This is a genomic window from Streptomyces sp. NPDC048600 (genome assembly GCF_055587025.1).
In genome coordinates this window covers 109,867-131,427 of record NZ_JBVJGZ010000010.1, presented here as the reverse complement: position 1 = coordinate 131,427, position 21,561 = coordinate 109,867, and the positions used below count along the sequence as shown (strand labels likewise).

Below are 21,561 nucleotides of genomic sequence, written 5' to 3'. Positions count from 1 at the left end.
ATCCGAACCGGCCGAGCCGTAGGGGGCACTCAGCCATGTCCGTGTCTGTCGAAACGATGCCTGACGATCCGTCGACCACCGATCCGAACCAGCCCCGGACCGAGGCGCTTCGGCCACACGCCGAGCACGCCTTCGCCGGGGAACTCACCGCGCTGGCCGCGCACGACGACCGGCCGCGACCGGCCCGCTGGAAGCTGTCGCCATGGGCCGTGTCCCGGTATCTGCTGGGCGGCACACTGCCCGACGGCACCGTGATCACCCCGAAGTACGTCGGCCCGCGCCGTCTCGTCGAGGTCGCCGTCACCACCCTGGCCACCGACCGCGCCCTGCTGCTCCTCGGTGTCCCCGGCACCGCGAAGACCTGGGTCTCCGAGCACCTGGCCGCGGCCGTCAGCGGCGACTCCACCCTGCTCGTGCAGGGCACCGCCGGCACCCCTGAGGAAGCCGTCCGCTACGGCTGGAACTACGCGAGGCTCCTCGCCGACGGCCCCAGCCGCGACGCCCTCGTGCCCAGCCCCGTCATGCGGGCGATGGCCACGGGGACGACCGTGCGGGTCGAGGAACTGACCCGCATCCCCGCCGACGTCCAGGACACCCTCATCACGATCCTCTCAGAGAAGACACTGCCGATACCGGAACTGGGACAGGAGGTGCAGGCGGTCCGCGGTTTCAACCTCATCGCCACCGCCAACGACCGCGACCGCGGGGTCAACGAGCTGTCCAGCGCGCTGCGCCGCCGCTTCAACACGGTGGTGCTGCCGCTGCCGGAGAGCGTGGAGGCGGAGGTCGACATCGTCTCCCGGCGCGTCGGCCAGATAGGCCGCTCCCTCGATCTGCCCGCGGTGCCCGACGGGATCGACGAGATCCGCCGGGTGGTGACCGTCTTCCGCGAACTGCGCGACGGCGTCACCTCCGACGGCCGTACGAAGGTGAAGTCGCCCAGCGGCACACTGTCCACGGCCGAGGCCATCTCGGTCGTCACCGGCGGCCTCGCGCTGGCCGCGCACTTCGGCGACGGCGTGCTGCGGGCGGACGACATCGCCGCCGGCATCCTCGGCGCCGTCGTCCGCGACCCGGCGGCCGACCGGGTCGTCTGGCGGGAGTACCTGGAGACGGTCGTCCGGGAACGGGACGGCTGGACCGATTTCTACCGCGCGTGCCGGGAGGTGAGCGTGTGAGCGGCGACGACAACACGTCCATCTGGGGACGCTCGAAGAGGCGCGCGGCGGCGGTCACGCACGGCCGCCGCGAAAACGACACGGCCTGGCCGCGACGGACCCGGCCGGCACGCGGGGCGAACGGGGCGAGTGGTGAGGGGCGGTGAGCAAGGCATGAGCGTGCGGGCCCGGACCGGGCCCGCGCTGCTCGGCGTACGGCATCACGGGCCGGGCTCGGCCCGTGCCGTGCGGGCGGCGCTCGACGCGATGCGGCCGCGGGCCGTCCTGATCGAGGGGCCGCCCGAGGCCGACGCGCTCGTGGCACTGGCCGCCGACCCCGGGATGCGGCCGCCCGTCGCGCTGCTCGCGCACGCCGTGGACGAGCCCGGCCGCTCGGCCTTCTGGCCGATGGCCGAGTTCTCCCCGGAGTGGACGGCCCTGCGCTGGGCGCTGGAACACGAGGTGCCGGCGCGGTTCATCGATCTGCCCGCCGCCCACACCCTGGCCCGGGGGAGCCAGGAGGACGATCCGGCGACCGCCCCCGGCCGGCCCGGCCCCGGGGCCGACACGCCCGACCTCCGTCTCGACCCCCTCGCCGTGCTCGCCGACGTCGCCGGATACGACGACCCCGAGCGCTGGTGGGAGGACGTCGTCGAGCACCGGGCCACCGGGGAGGGCGGCCCGCTCGCGCCGTTCGAGGCCGTCGAGGAGGCCATGGTCGCCGTACGGGAGACGTACGGCGACGGTGGCGACGACCGGGACCCCGTGCGCGAGGCGTACATGCGGCTCCAGCTGCGCGCCGCGCGGCGGGAGTTCGGCGACGAGGTGGCCGTGGTGTGCGGGGCGTGGCACGTGCCCGCGCTGCGGGAGCGCACCACCGTCGCCGCCGACCGGGCGCTGCTCAAGGGGCTGCCCAAGGTGAAGGCCGAGCTGACCTGGGTGCCGTGGACGTACCGCAGGCTGGCGCGGGCCGGCGGGTACGGGGCCGGGATCGAGTCGCCGGGCTGGTACGGGCATCTGTTCGCCGCGCCCGACCGGCCCGTCGAGCGGTGGATGACCAAGGTGGCGGGGCTGCTGCGGTCCGAGGACCGGACCGTCTCCCCGGCGCATGTCATCGAGGCGGTGCGGCTGGCGGAGACGCTGGCCGCGCTGCGCGGCCGCCCGCTGCCGGGCCTCGCCGAGACCACCGACGCGGTGCGGGCGGTGATGTGCGAGGGCTCGGACGTACCGCTGGCGCTGGTGCACGACCGGCTGGTGGTGGGGGACGTGCTGGGCCAGGTCCCCGCCTCGGCGCCCGCGGTGCCGTTGCAGCGGGACCTCGACAGGCACCAGCGCCGGCTGCGGCTCAGACCGGAGGCGGTCCGGCGCGAACTGGAGCTCGACGTCCGCAAGGAGACGGACGCGGAGCGCAGCAGACTGCTGCACCGGCTGCGGCTGCTGGGCGTTCCCTGGGGCGAACCGGCGGCCTCGCGCGGCAGCACCGGCACGTTCCGGGAGACCTGGCGGCTGCGCTGGGAGCCGGAGCTGGCGCTGCGGGTCGCCGAGGCGGGGGTGTGGGGGACGACCGTGCGGGCCGCGGCGACCGCGAAGGCCGAGGCCGACGCCGTCACCGCGCGGACCCTCGCGGAGGTGACCGCGCTGGCCGAGCGGTGCCTGCCGGCCGGGCTGCCGGACGCGCTCCCCGCCGTGATGGGCGTCCTCGCCGACCGGGCCGCGCTCGACACCGACGTCGGCCATCTCGCGCAGGCCCTGCCCGCCCTGGTCCGCTCGCTGCGCTACGGCGATGTGCGCGGCACGGACACCGGCGCGCTCGCGGAGGTCGCCGTGGGCCTCTCCGAGCGCATCTTCGTCGGACTGCCCGCGGCCTGCACGGCGCTGGACGCGGACGCGGCCGACGAGATGCGCCGCCAGGTGGACGCCGTGCACGGGGCGGTGGCGCTGCTGGCGGACGAGGAGCTGCCGGGACCGGCGAACCGGGCCGCGCTGCCCGCCCGTTGGCAGACGGTGCTCGGCGTCCTGTCCGGCCGGGACGGCGTGCCCGGGGCGATCCGGGGCCGGGCCGTGCGGCTGCTGCTGGACGGCGGAGCCCTGCCGCGGGACGAGGCCGCGCGGCTGATGGGTCTGGCGCTGTCCCCCGGGACGCCGCCGGGCGAGGCGGCCGCGTGGATCGAGGGCTTCGTCGGCGGCGGCTCGGGCGGCGGACTGCTGCTGGTGCACGACGAGGCACTGCTGGACCTCGTCGACGGCTGGCTCACCGGGGTGCCCGCCGAGGCCTTCACCGACGTCCTGCCGCTGCTGCGCCGCACCTTCTCGGCGTACGACCCTTCGGTGCGCCGCACGCTCGGCGAGCTGGTCCGGCGCGGGCCCGGCGGCCGGGCCGGGGCCACCGGCACCGGCACACCGGGCTTCGCGGCCGGAGCGGACACCGCGCGGGCCGACGCCGTGCTGCCGGTGGTGCGGCTGCTGCTGGGCCTGGACGACAACGAACGGCTGGAGGTGGGGACATGACGGCACAGCCGGCCGACGCGGCCGCACGGGAGCGGCTGCGGCGATGGCGGCTCGTGCTGGGCGGCGACTCGGCGGACGGCACCGGGCACCCGCTCGCCGGACGGGACGCGGCGATGGACGGCACCCTCTCCGCGCTCTACGGGAAGGGGGACGGCCCGCGCGAGGGACGCGAGCGCGGGGCCGGACTCGGGGCGTCGGCGCCCTCGGTGGCGCGCTGGCTCGGGGACGTCCGCAGCTACTTCCCCTCCTCCGTCGTCCAGGTCATGCAGCGCGACGCCATCGAGCGCCTGGGGCTGTCCGCGCTGCTCCTGGAGCCGGAGATGCTCGAGGCGGTGGAGCCAGACGTGCACCTGGTGGGCACCCTGCTCTCCCTCGGCAAGGCGATGCCGGAGACGACGAGGGAGACGTCACGGGCCGTCGTGCGCAAGGTCGTCGCGGACCTGGAGAAGCGGCTGGCCACCCGCACCCGGGCCGTGCTCGGCGGTGCCCTCGACCGCGGCACCCGCGTCCAGCGGCCCCGTCACCACGACATCGACTGGAACCGCACGATCGCCGCCAACCTCCGCCACTACCTGCCCGACCGGCGCACGGTCGTGCCCGAGCGGCTCGTCGGCCACGGGCGGGCGGCGCGGTCGGTGCGCAAGGAGGTCGTGCTCTGCGTCGACCAGTCCGGTTCGATGGCGGCCTCGGTGGTGTACGCCTCGGTGTTCGGGGCGGTGCTGGCGTCCATGAGGGCGGTGAGCACCCGGCTGGTGGTCTTCGACACGGCGGTCGCCGACCTCACCGACCGGCTCGACGACCCGGTCGACGTACTCTTCGGCACCCGGCTCGGCGGCGGCACCGACATCAACCGGGCGCTCGCGTACTGCCAGTCGCGGATCACCCGGCCCTCGGAGACGGTCGTCGTGCTGATCAGCGACCTGTACGAGGGAGGCATCCGGGACGAGATGCTGCGGCGGGTGGCGGAGATGAAGGCCTCAGGGGTGCAGTTCGTGGCGCTGCTGGCGCTGTCGGACGAGGGGGCTCCGGCGTACGACCACGAGCACGCGGCCGCGCTGGCGGCGCTGGGGACTCCTGCCTTCGCCTGCACGCCCGACCTGTTCCCCGAGGTGATGGCGGCGGCCGTCGAGAAGCGCCCGCTGCCCATACCGGACACCGCATGACGGAGACGGGAAAAGGGATATGAGTGCCCATCGGTAACAGGGGACTTGCGCAGCCTCGGGAGTCCCGTGCAAGGATCGTGGCCGCCTGTGCCGGTGCGCCGCGCCGCACACGCATCGGGCACACACCGCTCACGCATCGCATCGCATCGCGGTGCACCCGCAGGGCGACGCACCAGTGCCGCGTCGCCCCGCCCGCGATCCGTTCCGCCGCACGGGAGGACCTGTCCCCTGTTGACCTTCTCGGCCGCGCTTCCCGCAGCCGCCGTACGTGTCCCGCGTACGGCGGCCGGGCGGTATGCGCTGCGGGTGGTGCTGCTGGTGGGCGGACTGTTCGTGCTCGGACTGCTGTACGGCGGTCAGGCACGGGCCGCCGAGTCGCTGCCGACGGTCGTGGCCGGGGCGGGGGAGAGCGCCCTCGACGGGAGCGCGGTGCCGCGGGTCGACGAGGCCCTGAGGAAGCTCCTGGACGAGAAGCCCGTACAGCCCGTACAGCCGGTCACCGGGCTCGTGGAGTCGGTGGACGACGGCCTCGCCGAGACGCGGGACCGGGCGCAGGAGCAGGCCGCGCCGCTGCCGCACCTGCCCGCGCTGCCCGGCCTGGATCTGCCCGGATCGCCGTCCGAGCTGCCCCTGGTGCCCGACGCGCCCACGACACCCGAACTGCCCGTGCTGCCCGGGGTCCCGGACGGTTCCGTACCGCCCTCCGGCCAGGCACCGGCCCCGGCGACGCCCCCGGCCGCCGCGACCCCCGCGCCTCCGGCGCTGCGGAAGCCGGCCGCCGAGCTGCCCGCCACCGAGGCGCCCACCGGCACGCTCTCCGGACCCGTCCTCCCGGCGCCGGACGTGTACGCGGCGCAGCACCCCGCCACGCGTTCGTCTCACCGCACGTCCGCGCACGACACCGGAGTTCCGCCGCTGCCCGGGCCCGCGGACGGTGTGCCGGCGAACGGTTCCGCCGGTGACACCGGCTCGCAGAGACACGGGGACGCGCACGCCGTGACCCCGGACCACCGGGCGCCGCTGCGGCTGCTGCCCGGCGCCGCCGCACGGGCCGAGGTGCCCGCGACCCGGGACCGGCACCGGGACATCCCCGTCTTCCCCGGCTAGGGCAGGCCGTACCGCCCCGTCGACCTGCCGCGCGGGGGCGGATCAGGTCTGCCCGCCCGCCCGGACGCCTCCGACGGTCTCCGGACGGAAAGCCGGCGCACCGCATCCCGGACGACTCCCGGTCCCCGGTCCCCTGTCCCGGACCGCGTCCCCGGAGCCGGTGCCGCCAAGTCCCCAAGTCCCCTGGCGCGAGCCCCGCCGCCGGTCGTCGTCGACCCGGTGCGGGCGGCCCGCGCCGTTCGAAGGAACTGACGCACGCATGAACAAGAACATCCGCCGTTCCATCGTCATCGCAGCCGGAGTGACGGGCGCGTGGGCGCTCGGCTCCACGGTCGCCGACGCCGGCGAGCTGCCCGCCTCCCCGCTGTCCGCACCGGACGCGACGACCGACCTGACGTCCGCCCAGTCCCCGGACCGGACGGCCGACGTGACGGCCGACGTCACCGGCACCCCGGCACCCGGCTCGACCGCCGACCTGACGAACGACCTCGCAAGCGACCTCACAGGTGGCCTGACGAGCACCCTCACGACCGACGCCGGTGACACCCTCGCCGACGTCACCCGTTCCGCGACCACCACCACCTCCACCTCAACCTCCACCAGGTCCCCCCTCACCGGCACGGCCGACCGGGCCTCCGCCCAGGTGTCGCACACCCGCACCACGGCCGAGGGCGAGGCCGCGGCCCGCAAGGCCACCGCGATCCGCGGCGCCGAGGCCATCCAGGGCGCCAGGACCGCGCGCGCCGCGCAGGCGGCCGCCGGGGCGAGGGCCGCCGACACGGCCGACCGGGCGGCCGACGACGTCCCGGACCTGCCGCGCACCCCCGAAGGCTTCGTCGACTACCTCTTCGGCCCGCTGTCCGCCTTCGCCCCCGAACTGGAGCAGGCCCTGGCGGCTGCACAGACCCGTCTCCACGGCACGCGGACCGCGGCCGGTGCCCGGGCACAGGGCGTCGACGGCGCGGTACGGACCCAGTCGCGGCAGACGGCCGCCGCCGCGGGCCGCACCTCGGCGGGCGTGATCTCCACCGCCGGGGCCACGGCGACGTCCGCGCCCGGCACCGCGCCGGGCACCGTCACCCCCCTGGCCCAGGAAGCGGCCGCCTCCGCGGTGCCGCCGCTGGCCGCCTACGCCGTCGACGGCGTCACCCCGGTGGCCCAGCACGCGGTGCGGGGCGCGGTCCCGGTGGCCGGGCAGGCCGTCGCCGGGGCCGGGACCGTCGTGGGCGGCGTCGCGGCGGACCTCCCGCCCTACGCCACCGGTCTGGCCGGCCAGGCCGCCGGCGACGTGACGGGGGCCGTGCTGCCGCCCGTGGCGCACGCCGCGGTGCACGGGGCGGTGCCCGTCGCCGGGCAGGCCGTCACGGACGCGGGCGCGCTGGCGTACGGCGTCCAGGGCGACGTGCGGCCCTTCGCGGACGGCGTCGTGGCCGGCGTACCCCCGGTGGCGTACGGCGTCGCCGGACAGGCGGGCGGCTTCGCCGAGGGCGTCACGGCCCAGGTCCCGCCGTTCGCGCAAGGGATTCCCGGAACGGTCCGGCCGGCCGTCGACGGGGTCGCCCAGGCCGCCGGCCCGGTCGTCGACGCCGTGGCGCACACCGTCCGTCCGGTCGCCGACGGAGCCGGCCGCACCGTCCACGGCGTCGTGGGCGCCACGACCGCGCTGACGTACGGCACCACGGACGACGTCACCCCGTTCGCGTACGGCGTCACCGGCGAGGTCACCCCCTTCGCCCACGGCGTGACCGGTCAGGCCGGGCCGTTCGCGCAGGACCTGGGCGGCACCCTGCACGCCACCGCGGGTCCGCTCGCCGGGCACGCGGCCGACGGCGGCCGGGGCCTCGCGCAGGACGCCGTCCCGGGGCACGCGCCCCACCCGAACCACCGGATCTGATCCCAGCCGGTTCCGGATTCCGCGCCCCCACCCCCCGGACAGCCGAAACCCGTCGGTCCGTCCGGAAACGGGGTCGCGGAAGTGAGGACGGGAGGTCCCCATTGGGGTGGGGATCTCCCGTCCGGCCCCGCATCGGGGCTGTTCACGGGGTCTCACCGGGTCCACCCCAGCCCGGTGAGGCCCTGCCCCGCAGCTCACACGCGGCACGCCGTGCCGGTGAGCGCGGCATCATGTGACAGGTATCACCGCTCAGGTGTGACGCCCGATTTAGAGGCCTCCGGGAACCAGCGATAACCTGCGAGACGGACATGCCGCGCGCTCGGACACCGTGTGCGCACCCCCTGTGACACAGCGGTCGTCACGTTGCCCTTCGCGGCACGCCCACGCATCCAACGAACCGCGAGATCACTGATAGGGACGGAAGCGCGTGGACCTGTTCGAGTACCAGGCGAGGGACCTCTTCGCCAAGCACGATGTACCGGTGCTGGCCGGTGAAGTCATCGACACGCCTGAGGCGGCGCGCGCGATCACGGAGCGTCTGGGCGGCAAGTCCGTCGTCAAGGCGCAGGTGAAGGTCGGTGGCCGCGGCAAGGCCGGTGGCGTGAAGCTGGCCGCCTCCGCGGACGAGGCCGTCGCCCGCGCGAACGACATCCTCGGCATGGACATCAAGGGCCACACGGTCCACAAGGTGATGATCGCCGAGACGGCCCCGGAGATCGTCGAGGAGTACTACGTCTCCTACCTCCTCGACCGTGCCAACCGCACCTTCCTCTCCATCGCCTCCGTCGAGGGCGGCATGGAGATCGAGGAGGTCGCGGCCACCCGCCCGGAGGCCGTCGCCAAGACCCCGATCGACCCGATCGACGGTGTGGACGAGGCCAAGGCCCGCGAGATCGTCGAGGCCGCCAAGTTCCCGGCCGAGGTCGCTGACAAGGTCGTCAACGTCCTCGTCAAGCTGTGGGACACCTTCATCAAGTCGGACGCCCTCCTCGTCGAGGTCAACCCGCTGGCGAAGGTCGCCTCCGGCGAGGTCATCGCCCTCGACGGCAAGGTGTCGCTCGACGAGAACGCCGAGTTCCGCCACCCCGAGTACGAGGAGCTCCACGACAAGGACGCGGCCAACCCGCTCGAGGCCGCGGCCAAGGCGAAGGGCCTCAACTACGTCAAGCTCGAGGGCGAGGTCGGCATCATCGGCAACGGCGCGGGTCTCGTCATGAGCACCCTGGACGTCGTCGCCTACGCCGGTGAGAACCACGGCGGCGTCAAGCCCGCCAACTTCCTGGACATCGGTGGCGGTGCCTCCGCCCAGGTGATGGCCAACGGTCTGGAGATCATCCTCGGCGACCCGGACGTCAAGTCCGTGTTCGTCAACGTCTTCGGTGGCATCACCGCCTGCGACGAGGTCGCCAACGGCATCGTCCAGGCCCTCAAGCTGCTGGAGGACCGCGGCGAGAACGTCTCCAAGCCGCTGGTCGTCCGCCTCGACGGCAACAACGCCGAGCTGGGCCGGCAGATCCTCACGGACGCCAACCACCCGCTGGTGCAGCGCGTCGACACCATGGACGGCGCGGCGGACAAGGCCGCCGAGCTGGCCCACGCCGCCAAGTAAGCACTCAGGACGAGGACACAACACACCATGGCTATCTGGCTCAACAAGGACAGCAAGGTCATCGTCCAGGGCATGACCGGCGCCACCGGCATGAAGCACACCAAGCTCATGCTGGGTGACGGCACCGAGGTCGTGGGCGGCGTCAACCCGCGCAAGGCGGGCACCACCGTGGACTTCGACGGCACCGAGGTACCGGTCTTCGGCACCGTCAAGGAGGCCATCGAGGCCACCGGCGCCAACGTCTCCGTCATCTTCGTGCCGGAGAAGTTCACCAAGGACGCGGTCGTCGAGGCCATCGACGCCGAGATCCCGCTGGCCGTCGTGATCACCGAGGGCATCGCCGTGCACGACACGGCCGCCTTCTGGTCGTACGCCGGCAAGAAGGGCAACAAGACCCGCATCATCGGCCCGAACTGCCCCGGCATCATCACCCCGGGCCAGTCGAACGTCGGCATCATCCCGGGCGACATCACGAAGCCGGGCCGCATCGGTCTGGTCTCGAAGTCCGGCACGCTGACGTACCAGATGATGTACGAGCTGCGTGACATCGGCTTCTCCACGGCTGTCGGTATCGGTGGCGACCCGATCATCGGCACCACGCACATCGACGCCCTGGCCGCCTTCCAGGACGACCCCGACACCGACCTGATCGTCATGATCGGCGAGATCGGCGGCGACGCCGAGGAGCGGGCCGCGGACTTCATCGCGAAGAACGTGACCAAGCCGGTCGTCGGCTACGTCGCGGGCTTCACCGCGCCCGAGGGCAAGACCATGGGCCACGCCGGTGCCATCGTCTCCGGCTCCTCCGGCACCGCCCAGGCGAAGAAGGAGGCCCTGGAGGCCGCCGGTGTCAAGGTCGGCAAGACCCCGACCGAGACCGCCAAGCTGGCCCGCGAGATCCTCGCCGGCTGACGCCCCCAGGCGACACGAGGCCCGCACCCCGTCACGGGGTGCGGGCCTCGCGCGTTGTTCCGGGGACCTGGCCCGGGGGCTTGTCAGCGGGCCGCGGGCAGCAGCCGCTCGGGTCCGTTCGCCGCCTCGCGCCGCAGCTTGGCGCGCAGCTTCAGCTCGGCCTGCGACAGCGGGCCGGGCGCCGCCTTCGGGGGCAGGCCCCGCACGGTCTCGCCGGGGGCGACCGGGGGCTCGTAGTGCGTGGGGGCGCTGCGCACGGTCAGCGCGGTGGCGCCGATGATCGCGACGGTGAAGGCGATCGCGGCGCGCGTCCAGAACCGCGCCCGCCGCTCGCTGCCCGCCCGTACGGCCGTCGGCCGGGCGGCCCGCAGCCGTTCCGTTGAGGCCAGCTCGGCCAGGCGCCGGCCGAGCGCGGTGGGGTCGGTGAGCTCGGGCAGCCGCGCGGCGACGGCCTCGCGGGCGTGCACCAGCCGGCGCGCGGCGGCCGGGGTGCTCGCCTCCGTCTCCGCCGCGGTCTCCGGCAGCCGCAGCCCCACGCCGTCGTGCAGGACCAGCGTGCGGCGGTACGGCGGCGGCAGTGTCAGCAGCGCGTCCAGCAGCGCGCGGTCGGAGGCGTCGGCGGGGGGCGGCTCGGGGTGCCGGTAGCGGGGACGGAAGCGGTGCCAGGGGGAGAGGGCGTACTCGTACGCGGCCGACCGCACCCAGCCCGCCGGGTCGGGGTCCACGGCGACCTCGGGCCAACGGTCCCAGGCCAGCTGGAACGCCTGCTCGACCGCCTCCCGGGCCAGCTCCCGCCGGCCGCTGAGCAGATAGGTCTGCCGTACGAGGGCGGGGGCGCAGAACGCGTACAGGGCGTCGAAGGCCTGAGACGGCGTCAGCGACGACCCACCGGCCGCCCCGGTGTCCTCCCCCCGCCCCTCGGCCGCGACGGGCCCGGACAGTTCCCGCCCCTCGGCCGCGACGGACCCGGACTGTTCCCACGTCTCGGCCGCGACGGACCCGGACTGTTCCCACGTCTCGGCCACGACGGGCATGGACTGCTGACCTGCCGTCACCCCCGCGGTCTCCGCCTCGCCCGGAAGCGCGGTCTGCTCGTCGCCCGGACGGGTGAACGAGGCGAGCAGCCTGGCGTACGCCTCGCCCTTGCGGCCCTGCGGAGCCGTACGCCCGCTCTCCCACGCGCGCACGGTCTCGCGGGTGACCCCCACCCGCCGGGCCAGCTGACCCTGGGTCAGCGAACCGGCCTCACGCAGGCGTCGGCGTTCCTTCGGGGGCGGGAGAGGGGTCGTGGGGCTCTGCGTCACAGCACACCCCTTCGAGCGATAAAGAACATAGAACACATATTGGGTGACACGTCGGGAGTTCGCCTGTTGCGACGGGAATGCGTGTGACGTTGGGAGCATGACGGGCGTGATCCAGATGACAGCCCGCCGGCCGCCGTTGTCGCTCGTGCTCGCCCGGATGCGCAGACGTACGTCCGGAGCGGTCGCCGGTGTCCTGGGCGGCGCGTTGGCGGCGGGCCTGGGCCTCGGGGCGTTCACCGTTCCGGTGATGCTGCTCTGGATCAGCTCGCCGTACCCCGACAGCGGCCCCGGCGGCGCCCTGAACGTCGCGGCCGCGCTGTGGCTGCTCGGGCACGGCGCCGAACTGGTCCGCGCCGACACCCTCTCCGGTGTGCCCGCCCCGGTGGGCCTCACCCCGCTGCTGCTGCTCGCCCTGCCGCTGTGGCTGCTGCACCGGGCGGCCCGGGACGCGGTGGAAGCGGGCGAGGACGGGCCGCCGGTGGACTGGCGCACCGCGTGGGCCGGGGTGGTCGTCGGGTATCTCGGGGTCGCCGCGCCCGTCTCGCTGTACGCCGCCGCGGGCGGCCTGCGGCCCTACTGGCCCTGGACCGGCGTCTGTCTGCCGCTGGTGGTGACGGCGGCGGCCGGGGCCGGGGTCTGGACGGCGTACGGCCGGCCCCGCGACATCCTCGACGGCCTGCTGCTCCTGCTGCCGCCCGGCCCGCGGCGGGTCGCCCTGGACCCGGGGGCCCGCGAGGGACTGGGCACGGCGGCCCGGGCCGCGGCGGCGGGCCTCGCCGTGCACCTCGGCGGGGGCGCGCTGCTGGTCGGCGCCTCGCTGGTGTGGCACGGGGACGCGGCCCGCGCGTCCTTCGCGCAGCTCACGGAGGGCTGGTCGGGCCGGTTCGCGGTGCTGCTGATCTGTCTCGCCCTGCTGCCCAACGCCGCGATCTGGGCGGCCTGCTATGCCCTCGGCCCCGGATTCGCCCTGGCCGCGGGCCATATGACGCACCCTCTGTCCTCCGATCCCGCCCCGCTGCTGCCGCCCTTCCCGCTCCTGGCGGCGGTTCCGGAGGCGGGCCCCGGCACGGCGCTGAACTGGGCGGCCGCGGCGGTGCCGCTGACGGCCGGGGTGACGGTCGGCTGGTTCACGGCCCGCGCCGCGGAACCCGAGGAGGGGTCGGAGGACCATCCCTGGCCGGCCAGGCGGCTCGCGCGCGTCACCGGGCTCGCGGTCGCCCTGTGCGCGCTGGGCCTCGCGGCGGCGTCGGCCCTGTCCGGCGGCTCCCTCGGCGTGGCCGCACTCGCCCGCTTCGGTCCGGTGTGGTGGCAGACGGGACCGGCGGCGCTGCTCTGGGGCGCGCTGGTCGCGCTCCCGGTGGCCCTGGGCGCCCGGGCCTGGCGCTCCCGCGGCCGCGTCCCGCGCGCCCTGAGGATCGCCGGACAGCGGGCCGGGACCGTGAAGCCGTCCGCGCGGCCGACCGCACCGCATGAGACCGAGCCCGTGCCGCAGTCCCGGCGGACGACGGGCCTCTACGACGCCGAGGCCCCGGACCCGTTCGGCGACGGGGCGACGCCCCCGGCCCCCGACGACACCTCGGACGGGTACCCGGCCTTCGAGCCGTACGACTTCCTCCCTGCCGACCCCGGACCGGAGCCGCCCGCCTGGCACGACCTTTGCCGGGAGGCCCGCTGGGCGGCCCTGAGGGAGGCGGCCATGCCCCGGGACACCCCCGAAGCCGCACCCCGGGACACCCCGGAAGCCCTGCCCGGGGACACCCCGGAAGTCCCGCCCCGGGACGGCACCCCGTAGGCACCCGGCCCGAACCGCGGGGGAGCGCTAGCGGTCCACCCCCAGCACCCCGCGCAGCTCCTTCGGCAGGAGGTCGCTGCACGACTGCTTCGCCTCGTTGGTGAGGGCGTCCTGGGTGCAGGTGTAGTAGTCGCGGTAGACCAGCTGCGCGGTGAAGGACGCGCCGACCAGGGCGATGGCCAGGGACGCCGTCACCAGGCCGCCGACGGCGGCGGTGGTCCGGGGACGGCTCGGCGGCGCGGTCCCCGGCGCGGGCTGGTCGGGGTCGGGGGTGCGGGGCTTGGCGCGCAGCGAGCTGATGCCCCAGTACAGGGAGAGCGCGCCCAGCATCAGGCCGACGTAGGGCCAGCCGAAGAGGGCGAAGAAGAAGGCCCACATACCGGAGAGCAGCGCGTAGCGAGCGCGGCGCTGGGCGGGGTCGGTGGGGTCCCAGCGCGGGCCGGGGCCGGGGCGGCCGCCGCCGGGGCCGCCGTCCTGGTCGCCGCGGGGCCGGTCGCCGAAGCCGCCGGGGGAGCGGCCGGGCTGGCGGTCGCTCCACTGGCTGCCCCACGGGGAGCCGTCGTCCCGGCCGTCGCCGCCCCGGCCCTCGCCCCGGCCGTCGCCGGAGGACGGGTGCCTCGGCTGCCAGGGCCGGTCGGGAGTGCCCTCGGGCGGCGGGGCGAAGGGGTTGTCGTCCTGGTCCCGGCCATCGCGGCCGCCACCCTCAGGACCGCCCGAAGGCGCGTCCGGCGGCGAGGAGGGGCTCTCCCGCCACAGCAGGCCGCCGCGCTCCCCGCCCTGCGCGGACCGCGGGGGGAGCGTGAGAAGTCGCAGGCTTCGGTCCGGCATCAAAGTGGGCGTCTTCCCCTTGGTGACAACTACTGGTGACAACGACTGACGGCTACGGGCCGACCAGGTCCGTCGACTGCTCAACGCACCGCGCGCGAGGCGCGTTCCCGGCCCGGCTCCTCCCAGACGCTACCTCCCGGCCACGCCCCCGTCCCGTGGGGGCCGTCCGGAGTGCCGGTATCGTTGCTGACGGCCGCCCGCTTCGTAGGCTTCCCCGTATCGGGAGACCCGAAGCATTCGTACGAACGTACAAGTATGACGGACGCGCGACCCCGGCCGGTTACAGACGCACCCCCGAGAAAGGGCCCCACCGTGGCCGCCAAGCCCGTGGCCAAGCGCCTCGTCGTGCTGGTCTCCGGATCCGGCACCAACCTCCAGGCGCTGCTCGACGAGATCGAGGCCGTAGGCCCCGGGGCCTACGGCGCCGAGATCGTGGCCGTAGGCGCCGACCGCCCGGACATCGAGGGGCTCGCCCGCGCCGAGCGCGCCGGGCTGCCGACCTTCGTGTGCCGGGTCAAGGACTTCGGGACCCGCGAGGAGTGGGACGCCGCCCTCGCCGAGGCCGTGTCCGCGTACGAACCCGATCTGGTGGTCTCCGCCGGGTTCATGAAGATCGTCGGCAAGGAGTTCCTGGCCCGCTTCGGCGGCCGGTTCGTGAACACCCATCCGGCGCTCCTCCCCAGTTTTCCCGGGGCCCACGGTGTGCGCGACGCGCTCGCCTACGGCGCCCGGGTCACCGGCTGCACCGTCCACTTCGTCGACGACGGCGTCGACACCGGCCCGATCATCGCCCAGGGCGTGGTGGAGGTCCGGGACGAGGACGACGAGAGCGCTCTGCACGAGCGCATCAAGGAAGTCGAGCGAAGGCTGCTCGTCGATGTCGTGGGGCGCCTGGCGCGCGACGGCTATCGCATCGAGGGACGAAAGGTAGTAATCCAGTGACCGCCGAGAGCAACAAGAGGCCGATTCGCCGGGCGCTCGTCAGCGTCTACGACAAGACCGGGCTCGAGGACCTCGCGCGTGGGCTGCACGAGGCGGGTGTCGAGCTCGTATCCACCGGCTCCACCGCCGGGCGCATCGCCGCGGCGGGCGTCCCCGTCACCAAGGTCGAGGAGCTGACCGGCTTCCCCGAGTGCCTGGACGGCCGGGTCAAGACCCTGCACCCCAGGGTGCACGCGGGCATCCTCGCCGACCTGCGGCTGGACAGCCACCGCGAGCAGCTCGCCGAGCTGGGTGTCGAGCCGTTCGACCTGGTGGTCGTGAACCTCTACCCGTTCCGCGAGACCGTCGCCTCGGGTGCCACACCCGACGAGTGTGTCGAGCAGATCGACATCGGCGGCCCGTCCATGGTCCGCGCCGCCGCGAAGAACCACCCGTCCGTCGCCGTGGTCACCAGCCCCGAGCGGTACACCGACGTCCTCGCGGCCGTGCAGGACGGCGGCTTCGACCTCGCCGCCCGCAAGCGGCTCGCGGGGGAGGCCTTCCGGCACACCGCCGCCTACGACGTGGCCGTCGCGAGCTGGTTCGCCTCCGAGTACGCGCCCGTCGACGAGTCGCGGTTCCCCGACTTCCTGGGCGCCACCTGGGAGCGCAAGAACACCCTGCGCTACGGCGAGAACCCGCACCAGCCCGCCGCCCTCTACGTCGACGGCAGCGGCGCTGGCCTCGCCGAGGCCGAGCAGCTGCACGGCAAGGAGATGTCGTACAACAACTACACGGACACGGACGCCGCGCGCCGTGCCGCGTACGACCACGACGAGCCGGCCGTGGCGATCATCAAGCACGCCAACCCGTGCGGCATCGCGGTCGGCGCGGACGTCGCCGAGGCGCACCGCAAGGCGCACGCCTGCGACCCGCTGTCCGCGTTCGGCGGTGTGATCGCCGTCAACCGCCCGGTCAGCAAGGAGATGGCCGAGCAGGTCGCGGAGATCTTCACCGAGGTCATCGTGGCGCCGGACTACGAGGAGGGTGCCCTGGAGGCGCTCGCCCGTAAGAAGAACATCCGGGTGCTGAAGGCCCCGGCCGCGCCCGCGGCCCCGGTCGAGCTCAAGCCCGTCGACGGCGGTGCGCTGCTCCAGGTCACCGACCGCCTCCAGGCCGACGGCGACGACCCGGCCAACTGGACCCTGGCGACGGGCGAGGCGCTGTCCGCCGAGGAGCTGGCCGAGCTGTCCTTCGCCTGGAAGGCCTGCCGCGCGGTGAAGTCCAACGCCATCCTGCTCGCCAAGGACGGTGCCTCGGTGGGCGTCGGCATGGGCCAGGTCAACCGCGTCGACTCCGCCAAGCTGGCCGTCGAGCGCGCGGGTGCCGAGCGCGCCCAGGGCTCCTACGCCGCCTCCGACGCCTTCTTCCCCTTCCCCGACGGCCTGGAGATCCTGGTCGCGGCCGGGGTGAAGGCCGTGGTGCAGCCGGGCGGTTCGGTCCGTGACGAGCTGGTCGTGGAGGCCGCGAAGAAGGCGGGCGTCACGATGTACTTCACGGGGACGCGTCACTTCTTCCACTGACGCGCCCGGACGCAGGGAGGGTGCCCCCGGACCGGGGACACCCTCCCTGCGTCGTCCTGCGCCGTCCTGTGTCAGGAGGCGCAGCCGGTGCCGTTGTACGAGGCGTACATCCACTTGTTGTTGTGGAAGAAGCGGTACTTGCCGTTCGCGGCCCGGTAGATGTCGAAGTAGTACCGGGATCCGTGGTAGCGCAGCTTGTAGCGGGTGCTCGCGTTGGAGCTGTACGCCCGGTACTCCAGCTCGCCCGCGCCGGTCGAGGCGTTCCACTTCTCGTCGGCGGCACCGAAGGTCTTCTTGCCGACGATGCCGTCCTGCGTCAGCCCCCAGGCCCTCTGGAGCTGCTTGGTGGCGTACTTGGTGTTCGGGCCGAACTCCCCGTCGATGTCCGACTTGTCGTAGAGGGTGCCGTCGCTCTCCTTGACGCCCTCCGCGTAGAGGATGATCTGCCAGAAGCAGGTCGCGTTGGACGTGCTGTGCGAGGAGGTCGAGAGGTTCCCCTCGTCGCCGAAGTCGTCGTAGAACGTGCCGCTGCCGCTGACGTACCCGTCGGACGCGGCGGCGGAGGCCGGCGAGGCGCCCAGCGCCAGGGCCCCGGCTGACAGGGCGGCTACGGCGCCGGTGGTGACACGGGCCCGGGTGGTCCGCATGTTCATGGTTCTTCCTTCCCCCTTGGTATGGCCTGGTACGGCCGACCCGGGCGTCCGGGGCATGACAACCCCAGGGACGCTCGCGGGTGCGTACGGCGTGGCCGGTGGTGCGGCTCTCGGCCAACCGCCGTTGTGTGTCCAGACGTCCCCGCGCGCCCGTTCGGTTGCACCGGGAGGGCGGCGGTCGCGCTTCCGCGTGAAGTGTCCCGGTACGCACCGAGGGCCGTGCCCCCCGCCGGGGGTACGGCCCTCAGGTGTTGGCGAAACGATTCAGTAGCGCGGGCGGTTGAACCAGGCCGAACCCGCCTGGTTGCCGACGAACACGGCGACCAGGATGGCGAGGACGGTGTGGACGAGACCGACCACGATGAACGGGTAGAGGCCCAGGATCGCCGTGATGATGGCGAACACCAGGATCGTGATGCGGGCGCCGTTGCCGCCGCTGCCGAACTTCAGCGCCAGCACGAGCGCGAACACGCCCCAGGCCAGGGCGAACGCGGTCAGACCCCACAGCATGCCGGCCGAGTAGTCGGCGAGCTGCTGGAAGGCGGCGTCGTCCTTGAGCCGCTCGTCGTCCTGCGCGGCCTTGACGCTCGCGGCCGAGAACGCGAACAGGGCCGTGCCGAGGAGCTGGAAGCCCACGATGATCCACAGCAGGATGCGGGCCGTGCTCACCGTGCCCGGCATCGACGTCGGCGCCTGCGGGGCGTAGCCGCCGACCGGCGGGGCGGCCGGGTAGCCGTAGCCGGGCTGCTGCGGCTGGCCGTAACCGGGCTGGCCGTAGCCCTGCTGGCCCTGGGGGGCACCGTAGGGGTTGTTGGGATCGCCGAAACTCATGGCGCTGGTTCCTCCGTTGTTTCCGAGTGCGGGGACGAGGCGCGGCACTGTGCGGAGGAGAGTTCGACAGATGCGGTTGGTCCCCCCGGTACTGTCCGCGGCACTGTGCTGCTCATCGTTCTTCAGCGGCCGAGGCCTTGTCCAGCCGAGAGCCGGAGGTGTTGTGCAAGTGCAACCTGGTCGATCTTGGGCGCAAGGGGGCGTATCGCCGGCCGGGGTACCCGCGCGGACCCGGATTGGAACCAGGGGGCGGTCATCCGGGAGGATGGGGTCATGACCGCCCAGATTCTCGATGGCAAGGCCACCGCAGCCGCGATCAAGTCCGATCTGACCGCCCGCGTGGCGGCGCTGAAGGAGAAGGGCGTCACGCCCGGCCTCGGCACCGTCCTCGTGGGGGAGGACCCCGGCAGCCAGAAGTACGTCGCCGGCAAGCACCGCGACTGCGCGGAGGTCGGCATCGCCTCCATCCAGCGCGAACTGCCCGCCACGGCCACCCAGGAGGAGATCGAGGCGGTCGTCCGGGAGCTCAACGAGGACCCGGCCTGCACCGGTTACATCGTCCAGCTGCCGCTGCCCCGCGGCATCGACGAGAACCGCATCCTGGAGCTGATGGACCCGGCCAAGGACGCCGACGGTCTGCACCCGATGAACCTCGGCCGGCTCGTCCTCAACGAGCCCGCCCCGCTGCCCTGCACCCCCAACGGCGTGCTCACCCTGCTGCGCCGTCACGGCGTGGAGATCAAGGGCGCCGAGGTCGTGGTCGTCGGCCGCGGTGTGACCATCGGGCGCCCGATGCCGCTGCTGCTGACCCGCCGCAGCGAGAACGCCACCGTGACCCAGTGCCACACCGGCACCCGTGACCTGTCGGCTCACCTCAAGCGCGCCGACATCATCGTCGCCGCCGCCGGTTCCGCCCATCTGATCCGAGCCGAGGACGTCAAGCCGGGCGCGGCCGTCCTCGACGTCGGTGTCTCCCGCAGCGCCGAGGGCAAGATCGTCGGCGACGTCCACCCGGACGTGCGCGAGGTGGCCGGCTGGATCTCCCCCAACCCCGGCGGTGTCGGCCCCATGACCCGGGCCCAGCTGCTGGTCAACGTCGTCGAGGCGGCGGAGCGCAGTGTCGGACGGTAGGAGCCCCGAGAGCGACGGGCCCCAGGTGCGGGACGCGGTCAGCGCGCCCGACGCCGAGGGGCACGCGCGCCGTACGACCCGGCGTTTCCCCCGGACCACCGCGGACACCGCGCGGCCCGAGGGCGGCGGCCGGGCCGCCTCCGGTGCCGCGCCCGCGCCCGCCCGGCAGTGGCCGATGCTCGTCGTGCTCGGCACGGTCGCAGCCGGTCTGCTGGTCACCGCGCTGGACCACTTCCGCGTCGGCACGCTGCTGATCGGCGCCGCCCTGCTCGGCGGGGCGCTGCTGCGCTGGCTGCTGCCCGGCGTCGGCATGCTCGCCGTGCGCTCCCGCTTCACGGACATCGTCACGTACGGGGTGCTGGGGCTGGCGATCGTGCTGCTGGCGCTGATGGTCCAGCCGAATCCGTGGCTGGAGGTCCCGTTCCTGAAGGACACCCTGCACTTCACGGTCGACAGCTGACCGCGGCGCGTCCCGCAACCCCTCAGGAGGTGGCGGGACGCGTGAGGTCACGTATCCGTGTCCGTTGTGTCGATGTATTGACAAGTTCGCGGATGCGCTCCGCAGGCTCGACGCCCCTGGACGTAACGTCCCGGACCGGGATGTTCCCGGACGTCCTGAACGCCTGCGTGGGTCGATTTACCAGGGGGTTGCCGCCGCGCCCCGACGAAGTCGGTGGAACACTGGACCGCGGGCCGGACGGCGTGCAACGGTGCATCGCCACAGGTCCGGACGCTCCCGTGCGCCCCCACCCCGGGAACTGAGATCCTGAGCGGGCGCATCCCTGAGAGTAGCCAGCACGGGACTCGGCAGGCGGGCAACCACGCGCGGGGGGAGACCATTGAGCACGTACCGGGGGGAAGAGGGGGAACGCAATGCCTCGCTGGAAGGCCTTGCCCGATGAACTCGATCCACAGATCAGAGAGTTCACCAGCCAGCTGCGGCGCCTGGTGGACCGCAGCGGCCTGAGCGTCGCCGCGGTCTCCGACCGCACGGGCTACAGCAAGACGTCCTGGGAGCGCTATCTGAACGGACGGCTGCTCGCGCCCAAGGGCGCGATCGTCGCCCTCGCCGAGGTCACCGGCACCAACCCGGTCCACCTGACCACCATGTGGGAGCTCGCCGAGCGCGCCTGGAGCCGTTCGGAGATGCGGCACGACATGACCATGGAGGCGATCCGGATATCGCAGGCCCGGGCCGCGCTCAGCGAGTTCGGGCCGCAGCCGGGGGGCGCCGGTTCGTCGGGCTCGTCGAGGCCGTCCGGGGCGGGCCGCACGACCGCGGCGCCGGGCGTGCCCGTGCAGCCGTCGGGTGCGGACGCCGACGTGCGCGACGCCGTGCCGCCGCGTGCCGCGGGGCCCTCCGACGACGAGGCGTCGTCCGTCAACTCCTGGAACATCGCCGGATACCGCGGCCCCTCCCCGAGCGGGCGCCGCCCCGGCGAGGGCCCGGTGGGTCCGTCGGCCCCCGCGGCGCCCTCCGGTGCGCACGCGGCGCAGCCCGCGGGCACGTTCGGCGCGCCCCCGAGCGGCCCCCGCACGGGCGGCCGCGGCAAGGGCGGACGGCGGACGCCGATGCTCCTCGCGGGCGTGGTCGGCGTGGTGGTCGTGCTGGTCGGCGCGTACCTGTTCACCAACCGCGACGGCGACAAGAAGAACGAGGGCGGCACCAAGCCCACGCCCACCGTCACCAAGGAACCCGTGCTGCCGCCCGGAGTGGACTGCCTCGGCGAGACCTGCACCGGCAAGGACGCGGAGGCCATGGGGTGCAGCGGTGACCTGGTGACCACCGCCGCGACCGCCACCGTCGGCACGACCGTCGTGGAGGTCCGTTACAGCGAGACCTGCCAGACCGCGTGGGGCCGGATCACGGTCGCCGCGCCCGGCGACGAGGTGAAGGTGACGGCCGGCAAGGCCACCGAGACCGGCGACATCACCCAGGCGGGCGACACCAGCGCGTACACGCCGATGGTGGCCGTGAAGGACGCGGGCGACGCGGTCGCGTGCGTGACGCTGGCGGCCGGGACGACCGGCTGCACGGACTGACGCCACGAACCCGGGGATTCCTTCCGGGAAATCCGCGGAAACAGGAATGGCCGCCGGGATACGGGGCACGCGTCCCGTACCCCCACGGGAGTCCGGTCAGATCGGTCCCCCGCCCGGCGGCCGTT

Annotated in this window: 17 protein-coding genes; 13 read left to right on the top strand and 4 right to left on the bottom strand. The window is 74.0% G+C overall.

Annotation, left to right across the window (positions count from 1 at the left end):
- Positions 1 to 35 precede the first annotated feature (35 nt).
- The 7 genes from ACZ6SQ_RS16375 (at position 36) to sucD (ending at position 10,350) form a co-directional block, all read left to right on the top strand.
- Positions 36 to 1,178 (top strand): ATP-binding protein, encoded by a 1,143-nt coding sequence (locus ACZ6SQ_RS16375; RefSeq protein ID WP_469561959.1) that lies wholly within the window; start codon positions 36 to 38, stop codon positions 1,176 to 1,178.
- A 153-nt stretch (positions 1,179 to 1,331) separates the two neighbouring features.
- On the top strand, positions 1,332 to 3,665 hold the full coding sequence (locus ACZ6SQ_RS16370; RefSeq protein WP_469561956.1) for a DUF5682 family protein: 2,334 nt from the start codon (positions 1,332 to 1,334) through the stop codon (positions 3,663 to 3,665).
- Positions 3,662 to 4,828, top strand: coding sequence for a VWA domain-containing protein (locus ACZ6SQ_RS16365; RefSeq protein WP_469561953.1), 1,167 nt, complete (start codon positions 3,662 to 3,664; stop codon positions 4,826 to 4,828). The genes ACZ6SQ_RS16370 and ACZ6SQ_RS16365 overlap by 4 nt, the downstream gene beginning before the upstream one ends.
- Positions 4,829 to 5,059: 231 nt before the next feature.
- On the top strand, positions 5,060 to 5,935 hold the full coding sequence (locus ACZ6SQ_RS16360) for a hypothetical protein (protein ID WP_469561950.1): 876 nt from the start codon (positions 5,060 to 5,062) through the stop codon (positions 5,933 to 5,935).
- A 259-nt stretch (positions 5,936 to 6,194) separates the two neighbouring features.
- Positions 6,195 to 7,829 (top strand): serine/threonine-protein kinase, encoded by a 1,635-nt coding sequence (locus ACZ6SQ_RS16355; protein ID WP_469561947.1) that lies wholly within the window; start codon positions 6,195 to 6,197, stop codon positions 7,827 to 7,829.
- 427 nt (positions 7,830 to 8,256) lie between these two features.
- A complete protein-coding gene (gene sucC / locus ACZ6SQ_RS16350) occupies positions 8,257 to 9,438 on the top strand; it encodes an ADP-forming succinate--CoA ligase subunit beta (protein ID WP_389319865.1) in 1,182 nt (393 codons plus the stop codon).
- A 27-nt stretch (positions 9,439 to 9,465) separates the two neighbouring features.
- The gene (gene sucD / locus ACZ6SQ_RS16345; RefSeq protein WP_386377411.1) at positions 9,466 to 10,350 is read left to right on the top strand and encodes a succinate--CoA ligase subunit alpha; all 885 of its coding nucleotides are present in this window, start codon (positions 9,466 to 9,468) and stop codon (positions 10,348 to 10,350) included.
- A gap of 83 nt (positions 10,351 to 10,433) precedes the next feature.
- Here the strand turns inward: sucD and ACZ6SQ_RS16340 are convergent, their stop codons facing one another.
- A complete protein-coding gene (locus ACZ6SQ_RS16340) occupies positions 10,434 to 11,654 on the bottom strand; it encodes a helix-turn-helix domain-containing protein (RefSeq protein WP_469561943.1) in 1,221 nt (406 codons plus the stop codon).
- 97 nt (positions 11,655 to 11,751) lie between these two features.
- Here ACZ6SQ_RS16340 and ACZ6SQ_RS16335 point away from each other — a divergent pair, with 97 nt between their 5' ends.
- The gene (locus ACZ6SQ_RS16335) at positions 11,752 to 13,446 is read left to right on the top strand and encodes a cell division protein PerM (RefSeq protein WP_469561940.1); all 1,695 of its coding nucleotides are present in this window, start codon (positions 11,752 to 11,754) and stop codon (positions 13,444 to 13,446) included.
- A 27-nt stretch (positions 13,447 to 13,473) separates the two neighbouring features.
- Here ACZ6SQ_RS16335 and ACZ6SQ_RS16330 read toward each other — a convergent pair whose 3' ends face one another.
- Positions 13,474 to 14,274 carry a hypothetical protein gene (locus ACZ6SQ_RS16330; RefSeq protein WP_469561937.1) on the bottom strand — a complete coding sequence of 267 codons (801 nt, stop codon included), beginning with the start codon at positions 14,272 to 14,274 and terminating at the stop codon, positions 13,474 to 13,476.
- Between the two features lie 312 nt (positions 14,275 to 14,586).
- Here ACZ6SQ_RS16330 and purN point away from each other — a divergent pair, with 312 nt between their 5' ends.
- Both purN and purH read left to right on the top strand, forming a co-directional pair.
- A complete protein-coding gene (gene purN, locus ACZ6SQ_RS16325; RefSeq protein WP_469561934.1) occupies positions 14,587 to 15,216 on the top strand; it encodes a phosphoribosylglycinamide formyltransferase in 630 nt (209 codons plus the stop codon).
- Entirely contained in the window at positions 15,213 to 16,778 is a 1,566-nt protein-coding gene (gene purH, locus ACZ6SQ_RS16320; protein WP_469561931.1) for a bifunctional phosphoribosylaminoimidazolecarboxamide formyltransferase/IMP cyclohydrolase, read from the top strand. The genes purN and purH overlap by 4 nt, the downstream gene beginning before the upstream one ends.
- Positions 16,779 to 16,849: 71 nt before the next feature.
- Here purH and ACZ6SQ_RS16315 read toward each other — a convergent pair whose 3' ends face one another.
- Complete coding sequence (locus tag ACZ6SQ_RS16315) at positions 16,850 to 17,431, bottom strand: peptidoglycan-binding domain-containing protein (protein WP_469561928.1); 582 nt, start codon at positions 17,429 to 17,431, stop codon at positions 16,850 to 16,852.
- A 264-nt stretch (positions 17,432 to 17,695) separates the two neighbouring features.
- Positions 17,696 to 18,262 (bottom strand): hypothetical protein, encoded by a 567-nt coding sequence (locus tag ACZ6SQ_RS16310; protein ID WP_389319885.1) that lies wholly within the window; start codon positions 18,260 to 18,262, stop codon positions 17,696 to 17,698.
- 273 nt (positions 18,263 to 18,535) lie between these two features.
- Between ACZ6SQ_RS16310 and ACZ6SQ_RS16305 the strand changes: the two genes are divergently transcribed.
- The 3 genes from ACZ6SQ_RS16305 (at position 18,536) to ACZ6SQ_RS16295 (ending at position 21,436) form a co-directional block, all read left to right on the top strand.
- Positions 18,536 to 19,393 carry a bifunctional methylenetetrahydrofolate dehydrogenase/methenyltetrahydrofolate cyclohydrolase gene (locus ACZ6SQ_RS16305; RefSeq protein ID WP_469561925.1) on the top strand — a complete coding sequence of 286 codons (858 nt, stop codon included), beginning with the start codon at positions 18,536 to 18,538 and terminating at the stop codon, positions 19,391 to 19,393.
- The gene (locus ACZ6SQ_RS16300) at positions 19,380 to 19,853 is read left to right on the top strand and encodes a DUF3017 domain-containing protein (protein ID WP_469561923.1); all 474 of its coding nucleotides are present in this window, start codon (positions 19,380 to 19,382) and stop codon (positions 19,851 to 19,853) included. Before ACZ6SQ_RS16305 ends, ACZ6SQ_RS16300 begins: the two co-directional genes overlap by 14 nt.
- Positions 19,854 to 20,266: 413 nt before the next feature.
- Positions 20,267 to 21,436, top strand: a complete 1,170-nt coding sequence (locus tag ACZ6SQ_RS16295; protein WP_469561921.1) for a helix-turn-helix domain-containing protein — start codon at positions 20,267 to 20,269, stop codon at positions 21,434 to 21,436.
- Positions 21,437 to 21,561: the final 125 nt, after the last annotated feature.

Excerpts from the sequence above, each read along its gene's own strand:
- sucD (WP_386377411.1), top strand. The coding sequence starts at position 9,466 with ATGGCTATCTGGCTCAACAAGGACAGCAAGGTCATCGTCCAGGGCATG.
- ACZ6SQ_RS16355 (WP_469561947.1), top strand. The coding sequence starts at position 6,195 with ATGAACAAGAACATCCGCCGTTCCATCGTCATCGCAGCCGGAGTGACG.
- ACZ6SQ_RS16335 (WP_469561940.1), top strand. The coding sequence starts at position 11,752 with ATGACGGGCGTGATCCAGATGACAGCCCGCCGGCCGCCGTTGTCGCTC.
- ACZ6SQ_RS16310 (WP_389319885.1), bottom strand. The coding sequence starts at position 18,262 with ATGAGTTTCGGCGATCCCAACAACCCCTACGGTGCCCCCCAGGGCCAG.
- ACZ6SQ_RS16330 (WP_469561937.1), bottom strand. The coding sequence starts at position 14,274 with ATGCCGGACCGAAGCCTGCGACTTCTCACGCTCCCCCCGCGGTCCGCG.
- ACZ6SQ_RS16295 (WP_469561921.1), top strand. The coding sequence starts at position 20,267 with ATGCCTCGCTGGAAGGCCTTGCCCGATGAACTCGATCCACAGATCAGA.
- ACZ6SQ_RS16370 (WP_469561956.1), top strand. The coding sequence starts at position 1,332 with ATGAGCGTGCGGGCCCGGACCGGGCCCGCGCTGCTCGGCGTACGGCAT.
- ACZ6SQ_RS16365 (WP_469561953.1), top strand. The coding sequence starts at position 3,662 with ATGACGGCACAGCCGGCCGACGCGGCCGCACGGGAGCGGCTGCGGCGA.
- ACZ6SQ_RS16305 (WP_469561925.1), top strand. The coding sequence starts at position 18,536 with ATGACCGCCCAGATTCTCGATGGCAAGGCCACCGCAGCCGCGATCAAG.
- ACZ6SQ_RS16375 (WP_469561959.1), top strand. The coding sequence starts at position 36 with ATGTCCGTGTCTGTCGAAACGATGCCTGACGATCCGTCGACCACCGAT.
- ACZ6SQ_RS16315 (WP_469561928.1), bottom strand. The coding sequence starts at position 17,431 with ATGAACATGCGGACCACCCGGGCCCGTGTCACCACCGGCGCCGTAGCC.